We start from the raw sequence: 26,622 nt of genomic DNA, 5'->3' as shown, positions 1-26,622 counted from the left end.
AAGTATGATTACTTGAAAACCTTTTTAAAATTACTATTTATTTGTATTCTAGAAATAATGGCCGAAACTAGGTCGGCAAAAGTCATCCTTCTACCAATCCTAAATATCGTAGTTCCTCTCCATCCACTATTACGATCAATATGCCACTATTTTCAATAGGTGCGTGAATGTCAGTTCCAACTGCCAGTTGGGTTGCTGCATAATTATTGAGTTCATCACTATTACTTGTTTGCTTGTTGATCTCAGCAACTTTTTCACCTAAAGTCAAATCTTGTTCTTTAACCCATTCAATATCTTCTGCATTACTATATACAATATTATTTAGTACAAATATGTCTGCATTCTCATTATCCGCTAAAATTTCTTCCGCAGTTGGATTACCAATTTGTTGCTCTGAATTATCGGTTGGTTGATTATTACAAGCTATTAATGTAATGACTAGAAAGAAGAACGGTAACCTTTTTCTGGTAGGCATCAAAAAACTCTTTTGAATATTTGGCGATTACCTTAAAGGATAGGTTTCTATTGCAATTTCATTACTAGTTAAAATTTATGTCACGAAGATTTAAAATAGCTTATTCATCTATTAAATGAAATCTTCAAACCAAATGCCACTTGATCATATTTAACCACAACATTTCTTGTATTTTTTCCCGCTACCGCATGGGCAAGGGTCATTTCTTCCAACTTTATGTTCATTGACCACTGTAGATTGAATTTCTTGATCTGTTTCTGATTCCACATATTTCTGTAAATAATACTCTGGAAGCTTGTCTAACTTTTTACAATATCGCTTTTCGTTGTACACTTCATTATTTTTCATGACATCGTACATTTCTTCTACTAAGATAGCTGCTATCATTTCCTTTGAGTCTGTTTCGGAATAACCAAGGTCTAATAAGCGATGTAATGTTCGATTTGTGGTTTTAGGATCATTATCACGTAATTGATTGTCTACAACTTCAAGCAGCTGAGCCTTAAGTTTATAATTAACCATTATCATCACTCCTCATTTAGCTCTGAAATTTAAATATTCACTATTTAGAATAATTCTATCACAACGTTCCATGTTAAAGGTAACTATACAATAACATAAAAAAAGTAAGAACATCCATGCCATGTTCTTACTTTTTTGCAATAATCATATATACGGATAGTATGATCCTCCATGCAAATCTACCATTCATTACTATACATAGCTTATATCCTCATTCTTACTCTCAAATTCCTCTAACAATGCCCGAACTTCATCCGTTGATTTGGTCTCCATCAGCTGATTTCTCAAGCCACTTGCACCACGAAAGCCACGTACATAAATCTTAAAGAAGCGACGAAGTGGTTTAAATAAACGAGGCTCGATCTCTGTATATTTGTCATGAAGATCCAAATGTAACCTTAAGAGATTCAATAATTCGCTACTATTCGGTTCTTTCGGTTCTTTAGCAAATGCGTATGGATTCGAAAAGATCCCACGTCCAATCATCACACCATCCACACCATATTTTTCTACAAGCTCTAGTCCTGTTTCTCGATCAGGAATATCACCATTGATCGTCAGAAGAGTGTCAGGTGCTACCTCATCACGTAATTTTTTAATCTCTGGGATCAGTTCCCAATGCGCGTCTACCTTACTCATTTCTTTTTTTGTCCTTAGATGTATAGAAAGGTTAACAATATCCTGCTTTAAGATATGTGTAAGCCATTCTCGCCACTCCTCAACCTCTGTGTAACCAAGCCTTGTCTTCACACTGACAGGTAATCCACCTGCTTTTGCCGCCTGGATCAGTTCTGCTGCAACTTCTGGACGACGAATCAAACCGCAGCCCTTTCCATTTGCTGCAACATTCTGAACTGGACACCCCATATTAATATCCACTCCACGGAAGCCCTCTTTTGCCATACCAATACTCATTTCTCGGAATAATTCAGGTTTATCTCCCCATATATGAGCCACCATTGGTTGTTCATCTTCGGTAAAAGTCAAACGTCCTCGCACACTTTGATGCCCATCAGGATGGCAATAACTTTCCGTATTTGTAAATTCCGTAAAAAATACATCCGGTCTTCCTGCCTCACTCACTACATGTCGAAACACTACATCTGTCACATCTTCCATTGGTGCTAATATAAAAAACGGTCGTGGTAAATCACGCCAGAAATTATCAGTCATATATATCAAAATCCTCTCACTGTGGGTTATACTCAAACAATGAATTAAATACATTCCTTTTTACACTTATATATTTATACCATGACTACGCGGTATTTATCAAACAGATTTTAATAATTTATTGTATTTATAGTTTTTTTAGAGTAAATGGATGTCCTTCACGGGATATGTAATGTTGTAGACGGGATATCATCGCCGCTTAACTGGATAAGTGGAGTTATTATCCAGTTAAGGGTAGGAGTTATCCCGTTAAGAGAAGGTATTATCCCGTGAAGCAAGAAAGTTATCCCGTTAAGACGTCCTATTGTCCGACGAAACTGACTTTTTTAATAGTGGAACGTTTGATTTTCTTAAACATATAAGAAAAAAACGAATATGGTTACCCACATCCGCTTAACTACTCGTTCTCTTCTATTAAATAGGTTTCGGAATATTTTTATCCTCTATACCTAACCGTCAACCCTTTCAAAAAGTTCCGAGCATATTTATCGCCACATTCTTTAAAGTTTTTATGATCTTTTTTCCTTAATAGAGCGCTAAGTTCACCTTTTGTTACATTTATTCCTGCATTTTCAAATATTTCTATGACATCTTCACTAGTCAATTGCAATGCAATTTTCACTTTTTTAAGCAAGCTATTATTAACTGGGTCATTGGTTAGTGGTGGACTGTCAGGTTGCCCCGGCTTCAGTTCTTGTTTTCCTCTCTTGTAGATAATTAATCCGTTTAAGAATTGTTCGAACTCTTTGTTATTTATATGTACTCCGTCGTCTTCTGTTGTATCTAATTCATCTTCATAAGATAAGTTTTTTTGCTTTGTGAGTATGCTTTGCACATCTTCTATAGTTAAATTAATTCCACCAAGTTCAAAAATTTTAACCATATCCTTGTCCTTAATATCTAACGCATATCTTAATCTGATTAAAATGTCATTATTAATCATTTCGTAACCCTCCTCATATGTTACAAAAATATTCTCTATCATTTTTTGTTGTTCTTTCTCTCTGCTTTCCTTTCCAAGCTAAGATAGTCGTCTGTTTTTACTATAGGTATATCCTGTTCTTCTGCAAATTCTAATAAGTGGTCATATGCTTCCTCTGGTTGCAGGACCGCTAACCGAACATTTTTTCCATTATCAACTTCTATAACAGCAGCTTTTTTAGCCCATCCGGCAAGTATGAATTCTATTTGATCTACTTGGTCGGGATAAATTGCTTTTTTTATAATGGCTTTCTTAAAAAAGAATACTTGGTAGACCAAATGGTCATTCTTTATTGTAAAGGCAAAACGATTGGAATAAGCAAATAAAACTACCAATAGTAAATAAATTACGAATAGAGTAACAGAGCTTCCATAATAATCCGCTAATATATTCCATATTATCGCAACACTAAAAATACTAATAGTCGACCATCTTAACGGATATATATGATAATCGATAAAAGAATCCTCCTCTTCTATATAAAATGAGACTTCAATCAGTGGGAGTTTTACGGACGATTGCACCGTGATAAGTGCCAAGTTTGATTACAGATTCATATTTTCTATACCAAGAATAAATGGTAGTATCAGGATCACAATACCTATAATAATTATTATACTACCAAAGAATTTGTTTGAGAGTTTATCATTATATGTCACACCTTGCTTCAAGAAAAAATCAAGTAAAGTAGGGGCTTTTCTTAAAAAAATCAAAGAACCAAAATAAATAAATGCTAGACCAATTAACAAAACGAAAATTACTTTAAAAGGCATAGAAATAACCTCCTGCGATTCAGTCTTTTACTATGTAATATCTTATACGTTTGTAATTGATCTTTAGTTCCATTTTGTTACAAATATTCTTTTTCACATAGATATTACTAATAAAAAAGGATTTAATTGCGATCATGTTAGCGTACATAAATCGTTTCATTACATTTATCTATCTCAAAGCGCAGTTCTTTTGGGGCGTGTTCCCATCTTATCAAATCAAATTTTAAGAGAGTTTCCAAATTTTCAATCTCCTCGGTAAATAAAAACCAATTAGTTTCTGTTAATTTAGGTGCGATAACTGCGAGATCAATATCTGAACGATCTTCATGGTCATTATGCGCTCTTGAACCAAATAACACTATCTTTTCAATCTCAAAATAATGCTTTGCAATATTCTGTACCTGGTTATAAAGCTCTTCCATTCTCATAACTTCCCTTTCTCTCTCAAATCAAAGAACGTTTTCTTCATTTCTGGAAAATAACCCTGAATATTCTCAACTATTTGTATTGCTAATTCTTCATTATACGTATGAGATGTTTCATTTCTATCACGCAACATTTGTAGCCAAGCTTTTTCATTTTCTAACCAGCCAACTTGATAAGCTTCTTTTAACGTTTCTTTAGGTGTTTTTGCAACTATTCCTTCTACCTGTAACAACCGTTTTAAAGTCTTCCAATAAAGTTCGATTGTAAATTCAAAGCGTTGTATCGTTCCATCCACAATCAAACTGTTGTTTTGATTCTCATGTAGTGCTTCTTCTAATCGTAAAAGAGACTTCTCTAAATTACTTGCACTTTGTTGTAATTTTCGATCTTCATTTCCCATCCAAGCACCTCCATCAACTATTTTGTTTAGAAAATACAATGAATCTCAAGTATATGTCATTATTTCGAATAAGCTTACATTAATTTCAATGCTTCCATTATAGCATGTCACATAATCAGTAGCCATCTAGTATCAAACATCAGACAGTAAAATACATAATATTCCACAAAAAGATACACATGTTCACAATATGTCAGTCGAAATGAAGAAACCGTAAATTTATTCACACTAAATTTACATACTACATCCACTTTTATCTAAATAGACAAAGTCAATCCCAACCTCAGCCCTTTCTAATTATCTCACTCAAAAAATATCCCCACAAATAAATTTACAAAGTATTAATCAAAAAACTAATTCTAGTTAAAACCAGCTTAATATTCATCCCTTATAGTATTAGGTGAAGGCAGGTGATGACATTGGACTTACATATCCATTCAACAAAATCGGATGGAGAATTAACCCCAAAAGAGATTGTCGATGAAGCAACTAAAGCTGGACTCAACATGATATCGTTCACAGACCATGATCAAATCGAAGGATATCATTTAGCAAAACCTTATGCAGAGCAAACAGGCATCACTCTCATTCCAGGTATTGAATTAAATACAGATGGAATGGACGGCGATCTTCATATTCTAGGGTACCATTTTGATCCGCATCACGAAGAAATAGTCAAACACATCGCATGGCGAATGAAAGATCGCAGACAATGGGCACAGAAAATCGTAACTCAACTAAAGAAAATGAATTATGATATCGATTTTGCATCCTGTAGTAAGCGAGCAAAAGGAGGCATCATTGTCCGAACACACATTGCAGATGAATTAGTAAGCCAAGGGTATTTCACTAATTCAAAGAACGCTTATACTACTCTTTTACAAAAAGGTGCACCTGCTTTCAGCGAACGGAGCAGCTTTACAGCGAAAGATGCTATTTCACTGATTCACAAAGCAGGTGGTGAAGCTTATTTAGCTCATCCGGGTATTTATCCATCTAAACTCCCCATAGAGCGCATTGTAAGTTATGGTCTCGATGGAATCGAAGTCTACCATTCGAAACATACGGACCAACAAATAACCTATTGGAAAAATCGAGCTCAAGAATTCGGTTTAAAGATATCTGGTGGAAGTGACCATCATGGACCAAATTCCAGGAACCCATATCCAATCGGAAGTGTGCTTATTGATGCTGAGTGTATCAAGCAATGGAACAAGGAGGTCTCGCTTTCATGAAAATGTATTTGGCTTCACCACTATGCTGGGGCTATCCCGTTGATGAAGTGATTCGACACGCGAAAGCTTTCGATTTTGATGGTGTGGAAATTCGCGCGGAACATGTTGAATTATATGAAACTGAGGTGTGTTCGATTCTTCAGGCAAAAGAAGAAACAGGAATGGAATTATCACTGCATGCGGCAAGCTGGGATCTCAATTTATGTTCGATTAATAAAGGAATCGAGAAGCAATCGATTAAGGAAACGATAAAATCGATGAAACTCGCACAACAATTAGGGGCAAAGAGCTTGACCATTCATCCCGGTAGACATTCGCTTGTCGATCAATTTCAAGCTTTAAGTAAACAAAAATTAATAAGGAATCTGAATTATTTAGCAGAACAGGCAAATCAATTACATGTCACGTTATCCATCGAACAAATGGAGCCGATAAAAAAGGAATTCATTGCAACACCTGAAGCGACAAATGAGCTGTTAAATTATTTGCCTGAAACTGTTAAAACAACTTTAGATATCGCACACATTCCCCTTAATCAAAAGCCTGAACACGATTTTATAACACTGCAGCGAATTAACAACATACATATTAGCGACTCAACACCCTCTACGTATCATGTAGCCATAGGTGATGGAAATATACAGTTTGATGGGATAATAGAAAAATTAAAGCAAACCAATCTTCCGGTCGTATTGGAAGGCTTCGATAATAGTCATTCTTTAGATGTGTTAAAGAAAAACATCACACAATTAAAGGCATTTCAATTATTAAGGGGGGAAACTTTTGAGAATTTTAGTTACCAATGATGATGGCATTTTTCATCCAGGTGTAGAGGCAATGGTTTCGGTGCTTCAACATTTTGGTGACGTATATGTCGTTTGTCCTGATGAAGAACGGAGTGCTATCAGCCATTCCATCACATTAAGAAATCCAATTAAAGCAGTACCCACCAATATATTTACAACTGGTATTTCATCCTGGTTAGTTAATGGCACACCTGCAGATTGCGTCAAACTTGGAGTCGAAGTATTAATGAAGGAACCACCTGACATTGTTTTTTCGGGTATTAATATTGGTCCTAACCTTGGACGCGACATTTATTATTCTGGAACGATTGCAGGTGCAAGTGAAGCAGCATTGTATGGCATTCCTGCCGTTGCTGTATCATTAGCATCTTTTGATAAAGCAAGTGTTAACTATCAACAAATCAAAGCGTTATTTTATCAAATTGGGGAGGTGATTATCCAAAATAAGATTCCGAGCGGGATGTTGCTGAACGTTAACTTACCCTATACGTCAAAAGAATTATGCCAGGGTGTCAAGGTTGTCCCTTTAGATATGTCCGTTTCCAGGTACCGTCATGTCGGTTTAAATGATCCAAACGGAAACATTTATTATTGGTTAAAGGATACCTATCAGGAGTTAGACGAATTAGCCAAAGGGAAAGACTTTAGTTTGCTAAGGAAAAATTTTGTCACGATTTCGCCAATTGAAAATAAGGCGATCACCAAACGAAGAATCGATTATGTAAGCAGATGGTTTCATACATTCAATCAAAAAAAGGAGGATTTCTTTCATGTCAAACATTAAACGTTTCATTTTATTAGTCAGCCTTATTAGTATTTTAAGTATACTCGCAGCTTGTGGTGAAGAATCAGAGGGGAATGCAAGTGAAGGTGTTTCAGGTGAATTAAATTTCTACACCTCTCAGCCTGATGCAGATGCAGAACAACTGGTTAGTGCATTTAACGAGCAATACCCAGATGTAGACGTAAGCGTCTTCCGTTCCGGTACAGAAGAAGTCATTAGCAAAATCCAAGCAGAACAACAAGCCGGAGACGTTCAAGCTGACATGTTATTGGTTGCGGATGCTGTCACATTTGAAAGTTTAAAAGAACAAGATATGTTACTAGAATACAAATCTAGTGAAACCGAACAAATTCCAGAAAGCTTTGTTGATTCAGATGGCACGTATACTGGAACAAAAGTAATGTCTACTGCTTTAGTAGTGAACACAGATAAAGTAAATGAGATGCCAACATCATGGAAAGTACTTTCTGATCAAGCATCTACTGGACAAGTCATCATGCCAAGTCCACTTTACTCTGGGGCAGCTGCCTACAATTTAGGTGTTTTGACTCGAAATGATGATTTTGGTTGGGACTTCTATGAAAATATTCAAGCAAATGATCCAATGATTACCCAAGGGAATGGTGATGTGTTAAAAGGTGTTGCAAGTGGTGATCAATCCTATGGTATGGTCGTTGATTTTATTGTCGCTCGTGCAGAAGCAGATGGTTCACCTGTAAAGCTTGTTTATCCTGATGAAGGAGTACCAGTCATCACAGAACCAATTGGTATCATGAAAAATACAGACAATGAATCTGCTGCAAAAGCATTTGTTGACTTCGTTTTATCTCAGGAAGGACAGGAATTAGCAGCTGAAATTGGTTATACCCCAATTAGAGAAGGTGTAGCAGCACCTGAAGGATTAAAAACTATTGACGAAATGAACGTACTTGAAGCAGATATTAATGAATTATATCAAAACCGTGAGCAGGACAAAGAGCAGTTCAACCAACTATTTGGAGAATAAGGGTGACGTGCAGCATGAAAAATAATAACAATAGAGAAGTAATGCCAAATCTGGCATTACATTCTCTTTTTTCTAATAAAAATATCTTCAAGCTTTTAGGAATTATTGCGATATGTGTATTCTTTCTTTTACCGATTTATCGCTTAATCATGCTCAGTTTTAGTTCAGAGGGAACGCTATCTTTCGAAAATTACACAACCATTTTACAGGATGCAAGCACTTGGAAAGTTGTGTCCAATACGCTTATTGTTGTCGCAGGTTCAACCGTTATTTCTCTTGTTATCGGTATTTCACTAGCTTGGTTAGTCGCGTACACAGATATAAGAGCAAAGAGACTGATGCAAATTTTTATTATCCTGCCCTTTGTGATCCCATCATATATCACAACTCTAGCATGGACACAATTTTTAGGAACGAATGGACTTTACGTCAAACTTGCATCTCTTTTACCTTTTGAAGTAGAAGCTATTAATCTATATAGTCTGGCAGGCATTATTTTCGTCTTAGGCTTTTCCCATTATCCGCTAGTTTACTTGCTTACCGTTAGCGTGTTTCGCAAAATACCAAGGGAACTTGAGCTCGCTTCTCGTGCTTCAGGCGCCAAGCGTTGGACCACATTCCGTAAGGTTAATATGCCTCTTGCATTACCGGGTATAGTTAGTGGAGGGTTTCTTGCCTTTTTAGCCAATCTCGATAACTTCGGGATACCGGCGTTCCTTGGTATCCCAGCCCAAATTAATGTGTTAAGTACATATATTTATCAGCAAGTAGTCGGATTCGGTCCTTCCGCTTTTGCAAGAGCTGCAACTTTTTCTGTAATCTTAGGTGTCCTGGCTTTACTTGGAACGGGAATTCAATGGTTTTTTTTACGAAAATCCAAACGATTGGAAACGACAATGGAAGACAAACACCCCCGCTACTTTTTAGGAAAGAAAAAGCTGCCCGTAGAGTTTGTTATATGGCTGTTTTTCCTTGTTACCGGTGTCGTTCCATTAATTTCGATGGGAATGACTTCTCTAGTTACTGCTTACGGTGTTGATTTTTCCTTAAAAACAATGAATTTCGAAAACTATCAATTTATTTTAACTACAAGTTCGAAAGCGAAAGAAGCTCTAGGAAATAGTGTTATGCTAGCAGGAGTTACAACGATCATTGGTATAATACTTGGAACAGCTATTGCTTACCTTCGTGTGCGAAAGCCTAATTCCTTAAGTAAATTTACAGAGGTTTCGATCAGTTTACCTTATGCGCTACCAGGAACAGTGATGGCATTAGCGATGATCTTTGCCTGGATGGAGCCTATCCCCGGTTGGAATCCTGGTATCTATGGATCGATTATCATTCTTTTTATTGCTTATATTACGAGATTTCTCATTTTACAAGTACGAGGCAGTATTACCGCTGTGATGCAAGTGGACCTTTCCATAGAAGAGGCTGCACATGTAAGTGGTGCGAAGGGATGGCCGAAATGGCGAAAAATCTTACTGCCACTGCTTACTCCCGGTGTTTTAAGTGGTGCATTCCTTGTTTTTTTAAGTGCCTTAACTGAGTTAACAGTGTCATCATTGCTATGGTCCACTAATTCAGAAACGATTGGTGTTGTGATCTTTGGCTTTGAACAGGCAGGTTACACCACATACTCGACGGCTTTTTCAAGTTTGATCGTTATGCTGATCATTCTAGGCTTTATGATTCTTTATTTGGCACAATCCTATTGGAACAGAAAGGTAGGGAAACGAACATGACAACCATTATTGAAAATTTGGTGAAACGCTTTGATCAAACAACCGCATTAAAGAAAATAAATGTAACGATTGAAGACGGAGAATTTATTGCCATACTCGGTCCATCTGGTTGTGGGAAAACAACCCTACTCCGTTTGTTGGCAGGATTCGATGCTCCATCAAGTGGCAATATATCGATTGGGGACCAGCGAGTAAGTGATAATAAGATGACACTCCCACCAGAAAAACGAAATATCGGAATGGTCTTTCAATCATTCGCCCTTTGGCCACATCTGAACGTGCGAAAACATATTGAGTTTCCGCTACTCCATCATGCTTATGTACCAAAAGACGCTAGTTCCAATATCTCAAAACGCGTTGATGAGGTAATGGAAATTATAGAATTAACAGAACTAGCAAACAGGATGCCTAGTGAGCTGTCTGGTGGCCAAAAGCAACGCGTCGCATTAGGTCGCGCCATCGCACCAAAACCAGAGCTGTTATTAATGGATGAACCACTAAGCAATTTGGATGCAGAGTTAAGGATGGAGATGCGCAAGGAAATTCAAGAGCTGCACCGAATGACAAACGCAACGATAGTCTATGTCACCCATGATCAAGGGGAAGCATTAGCCATGGCAGACCGGATCGTTGTCATGAATAAGGGTGAGATCGAACAGATTGGTACACCTCAAGAAATTTACAGTCGGCCCAACACATCTTTTGTTGCTAATTTTGTAGGCAAAGCTAATTTAATAGATGGTATATGGGAGGCAGATCAATTTACACCAGCGTCCAATCCCGATCTCACATGGCCTGACTTAGGTGTTTCAGTCCCATTAAAGAAACAAGGAATTTATCCAGTTCGACCAGAACAATTAACACTTATGGAGGATGACCGAGAGGGTATCCATGGTGTGATCACAAGTGTTCAATACCAAGGGAAAGAAATCCACTACACGGTGCAGGCGAATGGTCAAGCCTGGCTTGTACATACAGATATTCTGCAAAAGTTTCAATTAGGGCAGCAAGTCAAGCTACAGTTAAAAGTAGGAGAGCGAGAAGCTAATCGGAATGTTGTTTATTTATGATTCCAGAATGGAAGATGTAGGGGTACTTCGAGCGATTATATGTATTTATGTTAAACTATAACTGTTAAATTTTTTAAGTTTAACATAATCAAACCATATGAAACTTTTTCCGCTATATAATCGTAACCAAACTGGGTGATTCTATGAGGAAAATAATAGGAATTATAATTATCGTAATTAGTGTCTTATTCGGAGTAGCATCTGCCACCTTATTCTTTGAAGATGGCATTGCAGCCTTAATCGGCATCTTGGTATTTTGCCTTCCACTCTTTATCGCAGGGCAAATCATACGAAGTTCCTGGACAGAATTTAAGAATAAAAAGATGTATTGGATCTGGATATATTTATTTTTCTTTCTGTTTGTTCCTGTATGCTTTAATTTTCTTATATCCATAGATGAATTAAAAAAACAAGTGTTTAACGCTGAAGAGTATATTATATTTCGTCCCAAATCCAGCAGTTTGATCGGAGGATTACAATTATTTAGTTTTTTTGTATTTTGCACACTTTTCTTTTACCGATTTTTTGTACCTCATTCAAAAGGTAAAAAGATCATCACTAAATTGATTATTAGTCTCGCAGTATTTTTAATCTGCTTCAGTTATTTAATGTTTAAAGATTATCGAGGTGTTCACCCTGAAGATGGACTTGTCAGAAGTAATTGGTTAGGGAATCAAACCACTGTTTCATTTGATCAAATAGACTCTATTAATTTAGATCCTGATTATTCACCGGGTGGCCATGCACGGTATGGCGGATCCCCTCATTTTATTTGGTCGATTGAGTTCAAACATGATAACGAGCATTCCACTTACAACTTTACATTGATTGATAAATCAAACCTTGAAAACACTATTCTAATGAAAGAACTAGCAAGTAAAAGACAAATTCCATTTACAGTAGAAGAAATGAATAAGGAAGCGTACGATTTGTTAGCTCTTGATCTGGAGTTTAAGGAACTTGATGAAGATAAATACTATCAACTATTTGAAGTATCAAAAAAGTAAACTAAAAGCTGTACCGTACTTGAGCATATCAAGTACGGTTTTTTTATCTCTTACCCGCTTTTTAACAAAAAAATGTTTGGATCGTTTAAATCCAAACAATGTCATATTTATACACTTGTTTCCTTCACTGTGATGGCTTGAGACAGTTTATTAGTTTTGCAACTGCTGAACTCTTCTTCATCAACTATATCTATTTTCATTGCCGCTTCTAATTTTTCAATGTCTGGTTGTTTTACTTGTAAGATGAAGTCTGCTAAATGTAATTCTTCTAATTTTTCTACTGTTTTTTCTTGATCGTAATTTACGGAAGATCGAATAATACGCTGGGCCTTATATTTTCCTCTTTGGACTTCACCTTTTTGTTCATTACCAAAAGTTACATCTAGATAATTGTGTATCTGCTTTTTTATCTGATTGATTTCTTTCTCTAATTCTTTTTTCTGAATGTTTAAATAATAGTATTTCTTTAACATTTCTTCAGATAGTTCAGAAGATTGCTCAATCTCTGTTATCTTTGACATCAATATTCCCCCCAGTCAGTTATGATTAATTCATTTATATGAAACTGGGGAAGATTTATGCAGTTGTTATGATAAACTATAACGTCTAGTAATTTATCATTGCGTTACTTGCAACTAAAGTAAAACAGTCAGTATGAAAAATAACTTAATATTTCATCAAAAGAATTGACTTCGGCATATGGTTTTATGTCGGTATCGTTCTTGTACTTATACGGGTTTAACCATATGCCCTTTATATTTGCATTTTGACAACCTCCAATATCCTTTTCTATGTCATCTCCAACAAATAATGAGTCTTCGGGTTTTACATGAAGCTTATTTAATGCTAATTCAAATATTCGTTTGTCAGGTTTGCTAAATCCCACTTCATCGGAAATAATTATTATTTCAAAACAACTATTTAAATTAGTATTATTTATTTTATCTCGTTGTCTCTGAGCTGAGCCATTTGTTATCATTGCAACTTTAGCTTGCGTCTTTATTTTATTTACTATTTTTATAGTATTTGGGTTTATGGTAAAACAATTAGGGAAGTTATTATTCCAAAAATCTTGAATGGCATTGCGTGGTAATCTATATTTTGGTGGGAATTCATCAAAAAATGATTCAAAAACTTTCATTTTATTATTATGACCATAGCTTTCTTTATCATATTCTTTGAATTTCTCCAACATTTCATTTTTTACTGAATGTTTAACATCCTCATAACACTTACCTAAAATCATTAAAAACATTTGCTCAATTGCTTTCCCTCTATTAAGTAAGGTTTCATCTAAATCAAAAATAGCAGCCTTAATCATTGTAATTTTTATCCTCCTATATTGTTAATGTATGAATTATTTCTAAAATGTCAGCAAGCTCTTCAATTGCATCATTATCACTATCTGTCTCTAAATATTCATCTAATTCCTCTTGAAACTTATTCTTTAATTCTTTAACAAAGTCAACTGACTTCAGTTTTTCGACTTTGCATTTTTGTCCATTTTCTTCAATTATAGATGGTATGTTATCTCTTACTAATTTGTTATATACAGGCATAAATACCCTCCGCAAATACTAAAATAAATGCAAGTAATATCCTTTCCAATGTATCCGATATTAATAATTACGATCGTATATTCTAATTAATTAGACCGCAAAAATCCAATCACTTTTGCGGTCCTTTTACTTCTTCAAAAATTAAATTTTATTCATTATATGTCTAACAGACTCTTCTGCAGCTTCAATCAACTCTTCAGCCTGTTCTTCCGTTAGCTTACCAGGTTTCACAAAATTATTGACCTGTTTGATAAAGTTGTCCAATTGTTTGATCGCTTGTGCAGATTTGTCATGTTTTGAATCGGACAGAAAATCCTCTGCCTTGTTTAGCTTCGCCATTAATGCATTCTTATTGCCTCGCACAATATCTAAGTCGGCTACTGTTTCTTTAAGATCGGCAATACGGTTTCTGTATTCAACTGTAACAGTTGCTGTCACCTTTTCAATTGCTCCCTCTACAGTTCCCTCAACCTCAAATACTCCTGGGCCATCGTTGCCATAATAATCTGAGTCAACTTCTTCCCAATCAACTGCTCGTTCTTCTGATGCAATTCCTGTAGCGCTGTAATTGACATCAACAGTTATTGTTTCAGGTAACGATGGAGCAACACCAGAAACAGTATTAACTTCTACATCCGATATATCTCGAATTTTGCTCTTTGAAAATAACCAATCAATGAGCATGCCACGTTCTGGGTGCTCATATTCATTATAGACCGGAAGCCACACTGCATGTCCATCAAACACGTGACCATTATAAGGTGGTTCATCCAACCTGTTTTCTGGCAATATCGTTAACAAGGAATCGTTCATATACGGTCCATAAGTTTCGTCAATTTCAACAACAGCGTCATAAAGAAAATCCCCTTCATCTACAAAAGACCAAACAGGCAAATATGCTACTGCTTCGGCATCTGCCACATCATCAGGCCCACCTGCTGGACAAAGTGGTGCAGCCGCTGCAGCAAAATCAGGATAAGTTTTCATAAAGGTCCATGTGGAGCCTCCACCCATTGAGAATCCTGTAATATAGACTCGGTTAGGATCAACTTTTCCTTCCGCTATCATGTCATCGATGACACCCTTAACTTTATGCATGTCTTCTGGCGTTGTAGCATTACGAGGAGCCAGTACATGACTTGGATACTTCTCTTGGTTCTCCGGGTTAGCCCAAACAGTTCCACCGTTGCTAAATCTGATAGGCGTATAGATATCGTTGCCCTGTCCACCCCCATGGAAGAAAACTACTAAGGGTAATGGTTCATCCACATCTTCATTATAAAAATAACTGTAATCAAGTCCTTCATAGTTTGCATACTGATACTTGTCAAGAACAGGACTGACTATATCATCCTGAGTAAATCCTTCAGGTACCAGGGAAGATCCATCCACAAAAGTAATTTCGTCTCCCTTATAAGTTAGCGTGTACTCTAAGTCAAATGTATATCCGTCAGCGATGGTGGATCCACCATCCTCCCATCCAACGTCAGGAAAATCAACCACAATATATCTTCCACTATCAGTTGGTGAACCAGAGTCATTCACTTCACTGGTATACACATCAATTACCTCGCGGGGTCCGTCATATCCCACATAATCTGGATCGACTTTTCTTGTAGTGGTCACATGAACATCAAAATCTGAGGTATCAAGCGTAGAGCCATCTACTTCTTTGCCTGCATCAATAATGAGCGCATCCGTACGTTCGTGGAAAGCAAAATTTTCATTTTTGAGTATAAAAGGTAACATTGTTTCGGTCACTTCCTCAGATGCGAAGGCTGAAGGTACGTTTAATAACAAGAAAAAGCAAACTAGCAAAAACAAAACTACTATTCTCTTTAACATTTTTCATAAAACTCCCTTCGTTGTAAGCGCTTTTAAAAACAGTGACTATCCTACAACAACAACCTATTTATACACCTCCTAAATTTTGATAGATTCAGTATAACATGAAAATATTATTAATAATGTTGATTAATAGAATTTCGCTCCTTTTTAACTAAGTGAACGGATTTCCTCTTAAGTACTATGACACATTATGGTTAAATAGACTGATAGATTAGACAATTGCTTAGGAAAAAGTAATAGCGTATGATTGTGCTAGTAATTTTTAATTAAATCGCAAATCATAAAGAAACACTTCAAGGAGGTGTGAGTGATGGCTGAGTTGTTTCGAGTAGTCATTCCGTTGTTTTCTATCATTTTGTGTGGTTTTTTGGCTGGACGTCTTTCTATAATATCATTTAATAGTACGACTGCTTTAAATAATTTTGTTTATTACTTTTCGTTACCTGCGTTACTTTTCTTATCGATCTCAACGGCACCTGTTGAGCAATTATTAAATTGGAATTTTATTTTATTAAATATTTGTATCATCTCCACTATGTATGTTTTTTCTATATTGATTTTTCGTTTTATATTCAAAAAAAATTTCCCAGAACTTAGTTTATACGGGATGATCACTACATATGGCAACACAGGATTTCTAGGAATTCCTCTATTGATCACGGCTTTTGGACAGTCTGCTGCAATTCCAGCTGCCATTATCAATTTTGTCTATGACGTACTTATTATTTCTTTTATTATCATAACCTTCGAACTAGCAAAAATAAGGAAAAACAAGCAACAAAATGGTCCAACACACTTGCTACGTTTAATTGTTAGATCGATATTTTTTAACCCTATTAATGCTTCCTTATTATTAGGTGTATTGATAGCACTAAATACTATTCCTGTCCCTCAGCCTATTTATGTATTCACTGAAATACTTAGTCCAGCAGCAGGGCCAACTGCTCTGTTTGCTTTGGGGCTGGGGTTATCTGGCGAACGAAACGTATTAAAGAATGAAAACTACCAACTGGCTGAATTGATAACGTTGGTGGGGCTAAAATTAATTGTTTTACCACTATTAGCTCTATTTTATATTTATTTTGTTTTTCAACCAGAAAATGCAATGTGGGCGAAATCTGTGATTCTGCTCTCTGCCGTACCAACTGGCGCATTAGTGTATGTATTTGCAAAAAAATATAATACGATGGCTAAACAAGTACCACTCTATATATTGGTCACAACGGTTCTTTCTATTTTCACGATTGCATTTGTTTTAATTTTCTTATAATAAAATTTATAAAGGGTTGAAACTACTTTTTTCAATAAATTCATACAAAAAGTACTCCACCTTAATTTCTAAGGAAATTTGAAGGTGGAGATTTTATTGGATAGACTACCTCATCATTTGCGAGACACATAAAGTTTGTAGTCTACTGCTGATACAAAATCGTTTGGGCAACGCCGATAAAATATTCTGATTCTACAATAATATGATTCAAAACAACTTTGGCTGTAGGATTGGTGCTGATAGGTTCACTTTCTTCCATCATTGTACTGCAAAAGCTGATAAATTGTTGGCTTTGTTGAAGACAAAATGTAATGAGCTGGATAATATCTTTGTAGAGCGCAGGAGAAACTTGCCCATTTGAACGATTTACAGTCTCAATATACCTTATAACTCTGTGATGTGCATTAGCAAACTCTTTTTCCCATTCCTTTAATTCGTTTACATAATTCTGTTCAAGATTATCTACAAGTTCTCTAATAACAACCGTATGTTCCTCTTCTTGATGTTTCCAAAACTCCGCTTCGTCAAGAACACGTAAAGGCATTTGGTTACCATAATAATATTGCATGATACAACCCTCCAAATAATTTATTGCTTATAAATATATATTCGAAGGTTGTTTAATAAGAACTTTTAATGGGACTTACATTAGATAACTTCACATCTAATTTACTGGTTGAAGTGAGATTATTACTGTCTCTTTGTTAAAGAATCAATCGCAATTTTTATTTGTTCTGGCTGACGAGTACCAATCACCATAGTTTGACCTTTAATTACCAACTCTATTGCTTTGTTACCATCCATATTATAAGCCTTTTCTCCGTTAAGATTTAATCGAACTCCCCAACCACCAAAACGTTTTAAGGGACTATAAGTGATGATTTCATAATCTTTTATCTCCTTAAACAAAAACTTTTTATAGTGGAGATGGAAAGGCATATATCTAATATACAGCCCATCTTCACGAACCTCTATTATAAGTTTTGTGAAAAACATCAAAATTATAGGTACGATAATACAAAAAAATAACCAGAGAAAAATTAAAAACACATCAGGTGCAGGTTTAGTACCAACTGGTTTACCTAGAAATATTTGCTGAATGAAATTATACCAGATTGAAAAAATAAACACAGAAATAAATATCCATAATAGTATTGAGCGTGGTTTTTGAATTTCTCTAAATACAACTTTATTTTGCTCCTCTATTTTCAACACCCCATTGGATTAACAATTCTATACCGCTTGTTCTTGATGAATTATCACACTATAATAATACCAAATAATTTCAATGGATTGTTTATAAACTTAATAAGCAGGAACTGATTAAGCACCTGCTTTTCTCTTTTAAAAAACACCTCTGTTACAAATGCAATATGCATCATGGTATGAGTGTTGATATGTTACTTAAAAATTTCATATCTAAGATTCTTGAATTTCCCTTTTGTCAACTAGAAGTTAGATTTTATGATAGTATACTACGGTTATTCAATGTTTGAAAATATTTATATACTTTATTTATTTTTTCTTTGTGCTTTCCCTTTGGATTTTCCATATTTCCAAACTCAAAAAACTTTACCTTTTTAATACCCACGTATCGAAATAATGCCTTACGCATTAAAACTTTATGTGCGTTATTCAGCCAAAACATTGGATATAAAGCTGGGCCTTTCATTACGGAAATACATACGACTGATTTTCCTTTCAACAAACCGACCGGTAACAAACTACCATTATCTTTATAGGCAAAACCTGAAGCAAACATTTTATCAATATACCCCATTAACATAGCAGGTGGCCTTCCCCACCATATAGGGTAGATATAAATAACCTTGTCAGCCCCTGATAGTTGATTCCGATATTTTTCCATATCCGGATCTTTATACATATCTCTTCTTTTCTTTTTCTCACCAAATTTAAGGACAGGATCAAAATTTTCTTCATATAAATCTAATACTTGAACTTGTTGTATATCATGGTTTTCCTCGCATCCTCGAAGTACTTCTTGTAAAAATGCGTAGCTCAGACTTTGATGATTTGGATGCGTAAAAACAATCAGAACATTCACTATTAAACACCTCATTGGTTATCATTTGATAACTAAATAATACCACCATTTATATTTAGTTGTCAATTGATAATTGTTTTTTGATAATATATTTGATACTTTGTAATTGAGGTGATTTATATGGATAAGAGTAAGCTTTTCCAGCAGTTTGTTCGATTTACTACATCTGTACATCAAGTGACAAATGATTTGACAAAAGAAATTAATATTGAAAATATAACTACCGTTCAATACAAAATATTAGAGTTCATTACAGTTAGCCAACCGGTAACTCTTAGTGAAATCAGTGAATGCTTGCATTTATCTTTACCTAATTCAAGCCGTGAGCTAAAAAAATTAATTCAAAGCCAGCTATGCGAAAAGATTGTTGATCCGGATGATCGTCGCAAATTTGACATTCACCTAACCGAAAAGGGAACAGAGTTAATGGATAACGTTTTTCATCAGCTTGAGTTAAAATTTCAAGAACAAATTAGCAATTTGACTGACTCTGAACTAAAAGAAATAGAAGAAGCAATGAAAATTTTACAAACTAAATTTTTTGCTTAAGTGGAGCCAGCCACTTTGAGTGACTCTATGGTCTCATTAAGCTCTAACGTTCAAATTATTTAGCAATCTACTCCGTTTTTTACTGTCCAGCAATTAGTCTGTTCGATATAACTCTCGCTATTTCAGTTGGTACTTGTATTTATCTTCGAGGGAATTCCAAACTTGACAATAGGATGAGCAAATATTATAGTTAGCGAGTAAATAGTTAACCATTTAATTATTTGAAAGGAGGTAACATCTATCGAAGAATGGCGTCCTTTTGAACAACCGCTTCAATCAGTAAGCGTTTTTTTGACACTTTATAAAACAAATCATCATTTGGTTCAACAATTAGAGGAACAGTTAGGAAAGTTCGATCTGACGTTAGGCAGGTGGTGCGTGCTAGTTGCTCTCAAGTCTAGCGGAAGAGCAATGGTCCCTTCCGAGTTAAGCGACGATCTTGCAGTTACAAGGGCGAACATAAGTAATTTATTAAATTCTCTTGAGCTAGCAGGTCGCATTCGAAGAAGTTTCGACCCTGAAAATAGGAGAAGAACTCTAGTTAATTTAACACCTGAAGGTCATGAGATCATACTGGATTTTTGGCCCGTATATGAAAAGACTATCGATCAAAATGTAGGAAGTAAACTTACTTTGGAAGAACAGAAACAATTAGAAACTTTATTAAAAAAAATAGGTAAGTAAAGCTCGCCTGTCCTGTTTAAGGACAGTTTCCCTCAATAGTTAATTGATTAATCATTAACCAATTAACTATTTAATAATTAACGTTTATCGTATTGTTAGAGCTAAAAGGTGGAGAATGAACAAAAAAATAAGTTTAAGGAGATGGGATCATGTTTAAAGACAAAGTTGCGATCATCACAGGCGGCGGTGGCGGAATTGGGTTGGCTGCAGCTCAAATGTTAGCTGCAAAAGGGGCAAAAGTACTTATCACTGGACGTACTAAAACCAAATTGGAAGAAGCTGCAGCTACTAATTCGAACATTAAGACATTTGTGGCAGACGCCAGTGATCCAGACTCAGCAGCCAAAACGGTTGCAGCAGCACTTGGATATTGGGGACGTATTGATATTCTCGTGAATAATGCTGGCGGTGGCACCATTCAGCCGCTCGAAAATGCGAATGCAAAATCGGTAAATGATATTTTCTCTATAAATGTCACTGGACCGATATTGCTTGCTTCAGCTGCGCTTCCAAGCCTCGCTGAAACGAAAGGAACAATCATCAACATATCCAGTACCTACGGAAGTAAGGCGGGAGCTGGGTTATCGCTGTATGGCGCAAGTAAGGCTGCTATTGAACACCTCACGCGCAGTTGGGCTCTTGAGCTCGCTCCGAAGGGAATTCGTGTAAATTCGATCGCGAGCGGTCCTGTCGAAACGGCATTTCTTAAAGAACGTTTGGGTCTTAGCGATGAGCAAATCAATGAAGTTAAGGAACAGGAGCGTAAAACAATCCCTCTAGGGCGTCGCGGTGTGCCGGATGATGTTGCAACATGGATTGTTCATTTGGCTGAATCGGGTTGGATCACAGGACAAATCATCGCAGTTGACGGAGGACTCGTTATTGCTTGATCCGCTCTCTATAATCCGTGAGCGAGGAAACTTCTCATAGATAAAAAATAACCTATTGCAACAAATGTCATTTAGTTAAGGGCAATAATCAAGTACAAGAGCAAGTTTTCAAAAAGAAATATAGGATTTGACTAGTGGTTAAAAATAAGTCGCTAATCTCCAAAAAAGGAGTTATGCCAATTAATTCGCTAAAACTAAAACCACCGGTGTGAACTGGTGGTTTGCTTTGTGGCTGAATGACTCTACGGCCAAAATTGATAATATTTTGATTCAAAGAGTTTATTTTTTTTTTACTTTTTCAACTCCATCAGCGCCACGGACTCGACGTGAACCGTTTGTGGAAACATATCCACTGGCTGCAATTCTTTTACCTCATAACCATTCTGTACTAAATATTTTAAATCGCGTACCTGTGTCACCGGATTGCAGGACACATAGACGATACGCTTTGGCTTGAGCTGAACGACACTAGATAAGAAAGCTTTATCACTCCCGCTTCGTGGTGGATCCATAATGACTACATCCGCTTTCTCACCACGTGCCGCCATCTCCATCATGAATTCACCAGAGTCTCCCTGGTGGAAGCGGGCATTCTTCACGCCATTGCGCTTTGAATTGCGGATGGCGTCTCGAACAGCATCCTTATTCAACTCTATACCAATGACTTTACCAGCCTTCTGACTTGCTATCAGACCAATGGTACCAATCCCGCAGTACGCATCGATTACGGTTTCTTTTCCAGTCAACTGAGCCATTTCAATTGCTTTTGAATACAGCTTTTCTGTCTGGACCGGATTAATCTGATAGAAGGATTTTGCGGAAATATCAAACTTCATTCCACAAAGGGTGTCTGTTATTGTTCCTTTACCGAATAACACTTTCTCTTGATCCCCTAAAACCATGCTTGTCTTCCGGTTATTCACGTTCATGAGGATGGTCGTAATCTCGGGGTGAGCCTTCCTTAGAGCTTTTACAAAATTATTACTACCTTTAAAAATAGGTGAAGCTACAACCAGCACTACCATAATCTCACCACTTACCTTGCCCACCTTCACCAATACGTGGCGCAGGAAACCACGTCCAGTGTCTTCATTATACGGCTGCATTTTAAACGACTTCATCATGTCCTTAATTGTATTCCAGATCTCATCCGCTTTCGGATCGTGAATCAGACACCGATCCATCGAAATAAGCTGATGACTATTCTGAGCGTATAGCCCACCAATAATTTGCCGTTCCTGATTCAGACCAAATGTGATATGGCTCTTGTTCCGATAATCATATGGGTGGTCCATCGTTAAAATAGGTTCCGGTTTACCGAAGGGTTTCATCAGTTGATCGATTGTTTCTTGTTTGAAACGTTCCTGAGCCTGGTTGTTCATATGCTGCAACTGACATCCACCACACTCATAGTAATAGGGGCATGGTGGCTTGGTTCGATCATCCGACGTTTTAATGATCCGCTTCACTTTTGGATTCACATCTTGACGGTTAGTAAATACAGAAATTTCAGCCGTTTCCCCTGGCAATAGTTGCTCTACTGCCAGCTGTTTTCCTTTCCATTGAACGATGCCTTTCCCCTCTTGAGTCAGACCCGTACAGGTTACCTCTGCTGTTACAGATTGTTTATTAGCTTGACGTTTATTAGTTTTTGACTTACCTTGGGATTTTTCGTTCTTTTTAGTCGTCTGTCCGGAGCGCTTTTTTCCATATGTTTTATTTGAATGATTGTGTTTTTTTCCCGGCTTATTTCGACTCTTTTTGTTTTTATTCATAGTCTCTTCCTATCTCATTTTTCTTTAATTTCTCATTATATACTATCTCATAGCAGTAGTAAATCTAACTAGTGCAAAAAAAGACTGTTCCCAAATACTGGATGGGACAGTCCAACTTCTATTTACTGCTCATGAGAATAAATAGTGATTATGAAAAGAATTAGGATTAGATCGATAATTACAACGTAAAAACTTTTTTTCTGCCACAGGATAAAGTTTTATCGCTATACTACCTTCGAATTTTTTCCAAATAAATTTTAGTTAACGCTAATGTAAAAAGCAAAATTAACTCAAATGCATTTGTTACAGCACCGCTTGGCAAGAAAGACGACAAAGCACTGCCGATTCCCATGATAACTGTTCCAATCAACATCCATTTCCACCTAGTTTTCCTATATATAATAAAGCCTCCAATTAACAACACACAAGTAACTCCAATGATCATATATGGCGGATGATTAGTTGAAGAAGTTGATATGTATTGAAGAACACCGTTATCCCATATTGGTTTTAACTCTAATTGAAGGACCGCCAGAATTTCAATCACACTAAGAAGTAGTGTTACTAAGACTGATAGCCATTTTACGATATTGCTTTTCATCCAACTTACATCTGCTAATTTTAAGATGCCATAACTAAATAGTACTAAAGTTGGTGTAACTAATGCGTGTATCCAGTAGCGCCATAAACTTAATATTTTCAGTAACTCACCTGTACCAACAAATCTCCCAACCGCTAAGATCAAGTTGTCATAGAATAAACCAATAATGATAATATAGAGAAAACTTCGATATGTTAACTCTTTCTGAGATGACTTAAAAGTCCAGATAATTAGTATGATATAAGCAAGTACAAAAAATGCGTAAAAAAAAGTATCCATAATAACGCCTCCTATGTAACAGGTGCGAATCAACTGAGATAAAGGAATCACGCTGAGTTTACGAACCGATGATGACTTTCACCTGAAGGCATAAGTGCGACTAAGCCTCTGGTTTCACCAATCGGCAAGTCTTCTTTATCGTAAGACGATTCGTGAATCACCTTAAAAATAAGACTGAATCATAGATGATCCAGTCTTATCCAACAACTTTTTTAAGGTAACAACACTTTATCAATAACATGAATGACACCATTAGACGTTTCTAAATCGGCTTTAAGAACATTTGAATTATTGACCATTACAGGATCTAATGATATTTCCACTTTTTTATCTGCGAGCGTTTTGGCCTTCATTCCATCCTGTAAATCTCCAGACATCACTTTTTCTGGTACCACATGATACAAGAGAATGTCTTTCAAATCATCTCTTGCTAATAGCTCTTCAGCAGTTATGTCTAATTCCTTTAGTAGCGTTTCAAATGCTTCATCTGTCGGCGCAAATACAGTAAAGGGTCCTTCTCCTTTTAATGTATCAACCAAATCAGCTTTTTCTAATGCTGCAATTAATGTATTAAAGTTACCTGCTTCTTTAGCAACATCGACAATATCATTTTCAGTTTCAGAATTCTCTGCAGCAAATACACCACTTTCAAATGAGAGAAACAACATAACAACAAACAGAATTAACGTTGATTTTTTCTTTAACATAAGTAAATTCCTCCTTTTTTCACTAAATTTCTACATCGAAAATGAACGTTCTCAAAGGTAGTATTCTAATAATCGATATATTTATCCTGATTTCAACTAAAAACACTGTTTTTTTATGTAGTTTCTGAATAACTTTAGAATCAGGTAATTATGATACGGGAGGCACACTCAAAAATCACTAAAAAAAAGGCACCTTATATTTTATATAGGCACCTTACAAATTCATTAATTATAGAAAACTTGAGATTGATTATTGGACAGTATTATGTTTGAGTCATTTCAATTACCTTGCTTAGCTTAAACCCTTCCTGCTTATTGTACTTTTAACATAGAATACTTTTGATAAGCTTTATAATAACTCCTACTAAAAAGCACTACCATAAGTACAGGAAGTAACTTTAAAAGAACAAATGGCGTTTCAAATACTAATGCTTTCCAAAATAGTGACCCTTCCATACGCCAAAGGCCATCATGGTATAATCCAGAATTATTAAAGAGCATAAAGCAGTAGGCCAAACATAACGATCCCAACCAAATGGAGTAACCCATCAACCTTTTATAATAATTACTTTTTGATTGATTATCTGAGAAGATATCATTTTGGTCATTATCTTCTTTTTGCCAATACCGTATTCCACCAATCCAGGAACCCGTAATATAATTCCAACCAAAATCTTCATATATCCCTTTGTATTCCTCAAACTTTTGTTTTGGTAAATAATCTCGACAATCTAGCCGAATCGCATATCTCTTATCCGTTTTTTCGAAACTGTATATTCCAAATTTACTAATATTCGTGCAACGGTAACCATTCTGTAATTGCTCGTTCAGCCATTGTTCTTCTTTCTCAATATTAAAAAACACTTTAAACTTCTTCATTTAAATCACTTCCTTCATATAAAGATAAAATATGGGTTAATCTTTCTTGTTCCATTTTCAAGATGGCGCTTCCTTCAGTTGTAGTCTTATATATTTTCCTTCGCCCTGAATGTCCAACTGGTTCAATCCAACCATGTTTGTTCAAGTTTTCAATCGCACCGTATAATGTACCAGCAGCTAAAATCACACTGCCCTTACTTAGTTCTTCTATTTTCTGCATTACTGCATAGCCATGGAGTGGTTCACGTAAGGCTAATAGAATATAATGCATCGTTTCAGACAACGGCAGTAATTTATGTTTCATTTTCTCACCCTCTATTCAGTTCAACTATATATTTTAACTTAACACTACTATAATTCAGTTCAACTGAATAGTCAATAACATTTTGAAAATTAATCGAAAGCGTTTAAAGTGAAGAAAAAAAGCCGATTTCTCCGCACAGAGAAAATCCACTTTTTTGTAAAGTCTTATTTAATTTAGAATATGAGGCCATAGCTCCTCATGCGAACAATTGACTGATACGAAGGGTTTTAAGCTATTGCTAGATTCCCTTGTTCTGTACAGTATAATAATAGTCGTTTCTACTCTCTATTATTATAATGGGATTCAATATCCGCTATTTCCTCCAAAAGTAAAATATCCGTCTTATTCTAATATAATTTAGGCATCAGGTTTTGCATGAACGATCCTTTTTAACCCTCTTCTACATTATAATTTCCTAAAATTGATAGTATATTAGAAAAGGCATATTGGGTTGTATCTTTAGAGATTTGCTCCAACTCCTCTATTTTTGCACATATAACTTTAGCCATATAATTATACTCTCCGCTAATTCTCCATAAATCTATAATATTCTTGTTTTCCTTACAATAATTCATTAACTTTTCACAGCTCTTTGTTTTAAATAAAACAAAGCCATGGATTCCCTTGTTAAGTTCATTATGATTGACCTCTACTGTATACCGATTGATCACATAATCTTCTAATCTTTCCATTCTCGTTTTTACAGCAGGTGAAGACATGTTTATCTGTTTACCGATTTCCGTATAGGTGAGTCTTGAATTTCTTTTTAATAAATCTAATATTTGATGATCGACATCATCTAACATCG

The 26,622-nt window shown here is 35.9% G+C and carries 31 protein-coding genes and 1 pseudogene; 11 read left to right on the top strand and 21 right to left on the bottom strand.

What is annotated here, in order from left to right; genetic code table 11:
- Positions 1 to 82: 82 nt before the first annotated feature.
- The 8 genes and pseudogenes from BN3107_RS04235 to BN3107_RS04200 form a co-directional block, all read right to left on the bottom strand.
- On the bottom strand, positions 83 to 475 hold the full coding sequence (locus tag BN3107_RS04235; protein WP_058306383.1) for a hypothetical protein: 393 nt from the start codon (positions 473 to 475) through the stop codon (positions 83 to 85).
- Positions 476 to 625: 150 nt separating this feature from the next.
- Positions 626 to 697 (bottom strand): annotated as a pseudogene (locus tag BN3107_RS20215) (SEC-C metal-binding domain-containing protein); the annotation flags it as partial.
- Positions 698 to 1,189: 492 nt separating this feature from the next.
- Positions 1,190 to 2,170, bottom strand: a complete 981-nt coding sequence (locus BN3107_RS04225) for a tRNA dihydrouridine synthase (protein WP_058306382.1) — start codon at positions 2,168 to 2,170, stop codon at positions 1,190 to 1,192.
- A gap of 436 nt (positions 2,171 to 2,606) precedes the next feature.
- Positions 2,607 to 3,113, bottom strand: a complete 507-nt coding sequence (locus BN3107_RS04220) for a YehS family protein (protein WP_058306381.1) — start codon at positions 3,111 to 3,113, stop codon at positions 2,607 to 2,609.
- 38 nt (positions 3,114 to 3,151) lie between these two features.
- Entirely contained in the window at positions 3,152 to 3,691 is a 540-nt protein-coding gene (locus BN3107_RS04215) for a hypothetical protein (protein WP_148434660.1), read from the bottom strand.
- A 6-nt stretch (positions 3,692 to 3,697) separates the two neighbouring features.
- Positions 3,698 to 3,925 (bottom strand): hypothetical protein, encoded by a 228-nt coding sequence (locus BN3107_RS04210; RefSeq protein ID WP_058306379.1) that lies wholly within the window; start codon positions 3,923 to 3,925, stop codon positions 3,698 to 3,700.
- Between the two features lie 137 nt (positions 3,926 to 4,062).
- Positions 4,063 to 4,347 carry a nucleotidyltransferase domain-containing protein gene (locus BN3107_RS04205; RefSeq protein ID WP_082631226.1) on the bottom strand — a complete coding sequence of 95 codons (285 nt, stop codon included), beginning with the start codon at positions 4,345 to 4,347 and terminating at the stop codon, positions 4,063 to 4,065.
- 2 nt (positions 4,348 to 4,349) lie between these two features.
- The gene (locus tag BN3107_RS04200) at positions 4,350 to 4,751 is read right to left on the bottom strand and encodes a nucleotidyltransferase substrate binding protein (protein WP_058306377.1); all 402 of its coding nucleotides are present in this window, start codon (positions 4,749 to 4,751) and stop codon (positions 4,350 to 4,352) included.
- Positions 4,752 to 5,164: 413 nt separating this feature from the next.
- Between BN3107_RS04200 and BN3107_RS04195 the strand changes: the two genes are divergently transcribed.
- The 7 genes from BN3107_RS04195 to BN3107_RS04165 all read left to right on the top strand — a co-directional run bounded on the left by BN3107_RS04195 (position 5,165) and on the right by BN3107_RS04165 (position 12,404).
- Positions 5,165 to 5,986 (top strand): PHP domain-containing protein, encoded by an 822-nt coding sequence (locus BN3107_RS04195; RefSeq protein WP_058306376.1) that lies wholly within the window; start codon positions 5,165 to 5,167, stop codon positions 5,984 to 5,986.
- On the top strand, positions 5,983 to 6,792 hold the full coding sequence (locus BN3107_RS04190; protein ID WP_058306375.1) for a sugar phosphate isomerase/epimerase family protein: 810 nt from the start codon (positions 5,983 to 5,985) through the stop codon (positions 6,790 to 6,792). Before BN3107_RS04195 ends, BN3107_RS04190 begins: the two co-directional genes overlap by 4 nt.
- On the top strand, positions 6,770 to 7,576 hold the full coding sequence (gene surE, locus BN3107_RS04185; RefSeq protein WP_058306374.1) for a 5'/3'-nucleotidase SurE: 807 nt from the start codon (positions 6,770 to 6,772) through the stop codon (positions 7,574 to 7,576). Before BN3107_RS04190 ends, surE begins: the two co-directional genes overlap by 23 nt.
- A complete protein-coding gene (locus BN3107_RS04180) occupies positions 7,563 to 8,582 on the top strand; it encodes an ABC transporter substrate-binding protein (RefSeq protein WP_058306373.1) in 1,020 nt (339 codons plus the stop codon). The genes surE and BN3107_RS04180 overlap by 14 nt, the downstream gene beginning before the upstream one ends.
- 14 nt (positions 8,583 to 8,596) lie before the next feature.
- The gene (locus BN3107_RS04175; protein ID WP_058306372.1) at positions 8,597 to 10,327 is read left to right on the top strand and encodes an ABC transporter permease; all 1,731 of its coding nucleotides are present in this window, start codon (positions 8,597 to 8,599) and stop codon (positions 10,325 to 10,327) included.
- A complete protein-coding gene (locus tag BN3107_RS04170) occupies positions 10,324 to 11,397 on the top strand; it encodes an ABC transporter ATP-binding protein (RefSeq protein ID WP_058306371.1) in 1,074 nt (357 codons plus the stop codon). Before BN3107_RS04175 ends, BN3107_RS04170 begins: the two co-directional genes overlap by 4 nt.
- A gap of 143 nt (positions 11,398 to 11,540) precedes the next feature.
- A complete protein-coding gene (locus tag BN3107_RS04165) occupies positions 11,541 to 12,404 on the top strand; it encodes a hypothetical protein (RefSeq protein ID WP_058306370.1) in 864 nt (287 codons plus the stop codon).
- Positions 12,405 to 12,511: 107 nt separating this feature from the next.
- On the opposite strand, the gene BN3107_RS04160 is transcribed toward BN3107_RS04165, so the two are convergent.
- From BN3107_RS04160 to BN3107_RS04145, 4 genes are all read right to left on the bottom strand, one after another.
- A complete protein-coding gene (locus BN3107_RS04160; RefSeq protein ID WP_058306369.1) occupies positions 12,512 to 12,925 on the bottom strand; it encodes a hypothetical protein in 414 nt (137 codons plus the stop codon).
- Positions 12,926 to 13,053: 128 nt separating this feature from the next.
- Positions 13,054 to 13,725 (bottom strand): HAD family hydrolase, encoded by a 672-nt coding sequence (locus BN3107_RS04155; protein WP_058306368.1) that lies wholly within the window; start codon positions 13,723 to 13,725, stop codon positions 13,054 to 13,056.
- A gap of 16 nt (positions 13,726 to 13,741) precedes the next feature.
- Entirely contained in the window at positions 13,742 to 13,963 is a 222-nt protein-coding gene (locus tag BN3107_RS04150; protein ID WP_058306367.1) for a nucleoside triphosphate pyrophosphohydrolase, read from the bottom strand.
- A 141-nt stretch (positions 13,964 to 14,104) separates the two neighbouring features.
- Positions 14,105 to 15,808, bottom strand: coding sequence for an FIMAH domain-containing protein (locus tag BN3107_RS04145; RefSeq protein WP_058306366.1), 1,704 nt, complete (start codon positions 15,806 to 15,808; stop codon positions 14,105 to 14,107).
- 313 nt (positions 15,809 to 16,121) lie between these two features.
- On the opposite strand from BN3107_RS04145, the gene BN3107_RS04140 reads away from it, so the two are divergent.
- Entirely contained in the window at positions 16,122 to 17,081 is a 960-nt protein-coding gene (locus tag BN3107_RS04140; RefSeq protein WP_058306365.1) for an AEC family transporter, read from the top strand.
- 142 nt (positions 17,082 to 17,223) lie between these two features.
- Here the strand turns inward: BN3107_RS04140 and BN3107_RS04135 are convergent, their stop codons facing one another.
- The 3 genes from BN3107_RS04135 to BN3107_RS04125 all read right to left on the bottom strand — a co-directional run bounded on the left by BN3107_RS04135 (position 17,224) and on the right by BN3107_RS04125 (position 19,146).
- On the bottom strand, positions 17,224 to 17,649 hold the full coding sequence (locus BN3107_RS04135; protein ID WP_058306364.1) for a DUF2935 domain-containing protein: 426 nt from the start codon (positions 17,647 to 17,649) through the stop codon (positions 17,224 to 17,226).
- A gap of 122 nt (positions 17,650 to 17,771) precedes the next feature.
- The gene (locus tag BN3107_RS04130) at positions 17,772 to 18,287 is read right to left on the bottom strand and encodes a DUF6141 family protein (RefSeq protein WP_058307010.1); all 516 of its coding nucleotides are present in this window, start codon (positions 18,285 to 18,287) and stop codon (positions 17,772 to 17,774) included.
- Positions 18,288 to 18,543: 256 nt separating this feature from the next.
- Positions 18,544 to 19,146, bottom strand: a complete 603-nt coding sequence (locus BN3107_RS04125; protein ID WP_148434658.1) for an NAD(P)H-dependent oxidoreductase — start codon at positions 19,144 to 19,146, stop codon at positions 18,544 to 18,546.
- Positions 19,147 to 19,266: 120 nt separating this feature from the next.
- Between BN3107_RS04125 and BN3107_RS04120 the strand changes: the two genes are divergently transcribed.
- The 3 genes from BN3107_RS04120 to BN3107_RS04110 all read left to right on the top strand — a co-directional run bounded on the left by BN3107_RS04120 (position 19,267) and on the right by BN3107_RS04110 (position 21,269).
- Positions 19,267 to 19,695, top strand: coding sequence for a MarR family winged helix-turn-helix transcriptional regulator (locus BN3107_RS04120; protein ID WP_058306362.1), 429 nt, complete (start codon positions 19,267 to 19,269; stop codon positions 19,693 to 19,695).
- Positions 19,696 to 19,986: 291 nt separating this feature from the next.
- The gene (locus BN3107_RS04115) at positions 19,987 to 20,379 is read left to right on the top strand and encodes a MarR family winged helix-turn-helix transcriptional regulator (RefSeq protein ID WP_077065047.1); all 393 of its coding nucleotides are present in this window, start codon (positions 19,987 to 19,989) and stop codon (positions 20,377 to 20,379) included.
- A 149-nt stretch (positions 20,380 to 20,528) separates the two neighbouring features.
- Positions 20,529 to 21,269: an SDR family NAD(P)-dependent oxidoreductase gene (locus BN3107_RS04110; protein WP_058306360.1), complete on the top strand. Its 741-nt coding sequence runs from the start codon at positions 20,529 to 20,531 to the stop codon at positions 21,267 to 21,269.
- A gap of 290 nt (positions 21,270 to 21,559) precedes the next feature.
- Here the strand turns inward: BN3107_RS04110 and rlmD are convergent, their stop codons facing one another.
- The 6 genes from rlmD to BN3107_RS04080 all read right to left on the bottom strand — a co-directional run bounded on the left by rlmD (position 21,560) and on the right by BN3107_RS04080 (position 26,620).
- Positions 21,560 to 23,044 carry a 23S rRNA (uracil(1939)-C(5))-methyltransferase RlmD gene (rlmD, locus tag BN3107_RS04105; protein WP_058306359.1) on the bottom strand — a complete coding sequence of 495 codons (1,485 nt, stop codon included), beginning with the start codon at positions 23,042 to 23,044 and terminating at the stop codon, positions 21,560 to 21,562.
- Between the two features lie 229 nt (positions 23,045 to 23,273).
- Complete coding sequence (locus tag BN3107_RS04100; RefSeq protein ID WP_058306358.1) at positions 23,274 to 23,924, bottom strand: hypothetical protein; 651 nt, start codon at positions 23,922 to 23,924, stop codon at positions 23,274 to 23,276.
- 212 nt (positions 23,925 to 24,136) lie between these two features.
- On the bottom strand, positions 24,137 to 24,631 hold the full coding sequence (locus BN3107_RS04095; protein ID WP_058306357.1) for a fasciclin domain-containing protein: 495 nt from the start codon (positions 24,629 to 24,631) through the stop codon (positions 24,137 to 24,139).
- Positions 24,632 to 24,943: 312 nt separating this feature from the next.
- On the bottom strand, positions 24,944 to 25,510 hold the full coding sequence (locus tag BN3107_RS04090; RefSeq protein ID WP_058306356.1) for a DUF2812 domain-containing protein: 567 nt from the start codon (positions 25,508 to 25,510) through the stop codon (positions 24,944 to 24,946).
- Positions 25,497 to 25,814 (bottom strand): PadR family transcriptional regulator, encoded by a 318-nt coding sequence (locus BN3107_RS04085; protein ID WP_058306355.1) that lies wholly within the window; start codon positions 25,812 to 25,814, stop codon positions 25,497 to 25,499. The genes BN3107_RS04090 and BN3107_RS04085 overlap by 14 nt, the downstream gene beginning before the upstream one ends.
- A 389-nt stretch (positions 25,815 to 26,203) precedes the next feature.
- On the bottom strand, positions 26,204 to 26,620 hold the full coding sequence (locus BN3107_RS04080; RefSeq protein WP_231735268.1) for an Lrp/AsnC family transcriptional regulator: 417 nt from the start codon (positions 26,618 to 26,620) through the stop codon (positions 26,204 to 26,206).
- Between the last annotated feature and the right edge of the window lie 2 nt (positions 26,621 to 26,622).

The organism is Gracilibacillus massiliensis, from assembly GCF_001458115.1.
Classification (GTDB): Bacteria; Bacillota; Bacilli; order Bacillales; family Amphibacillaceae; genus Gracilibacillus; species Gracilibacillus massiliensis.
This window is presented reverse-complemented; position numbering and strand designations above follow the sequence as displayed.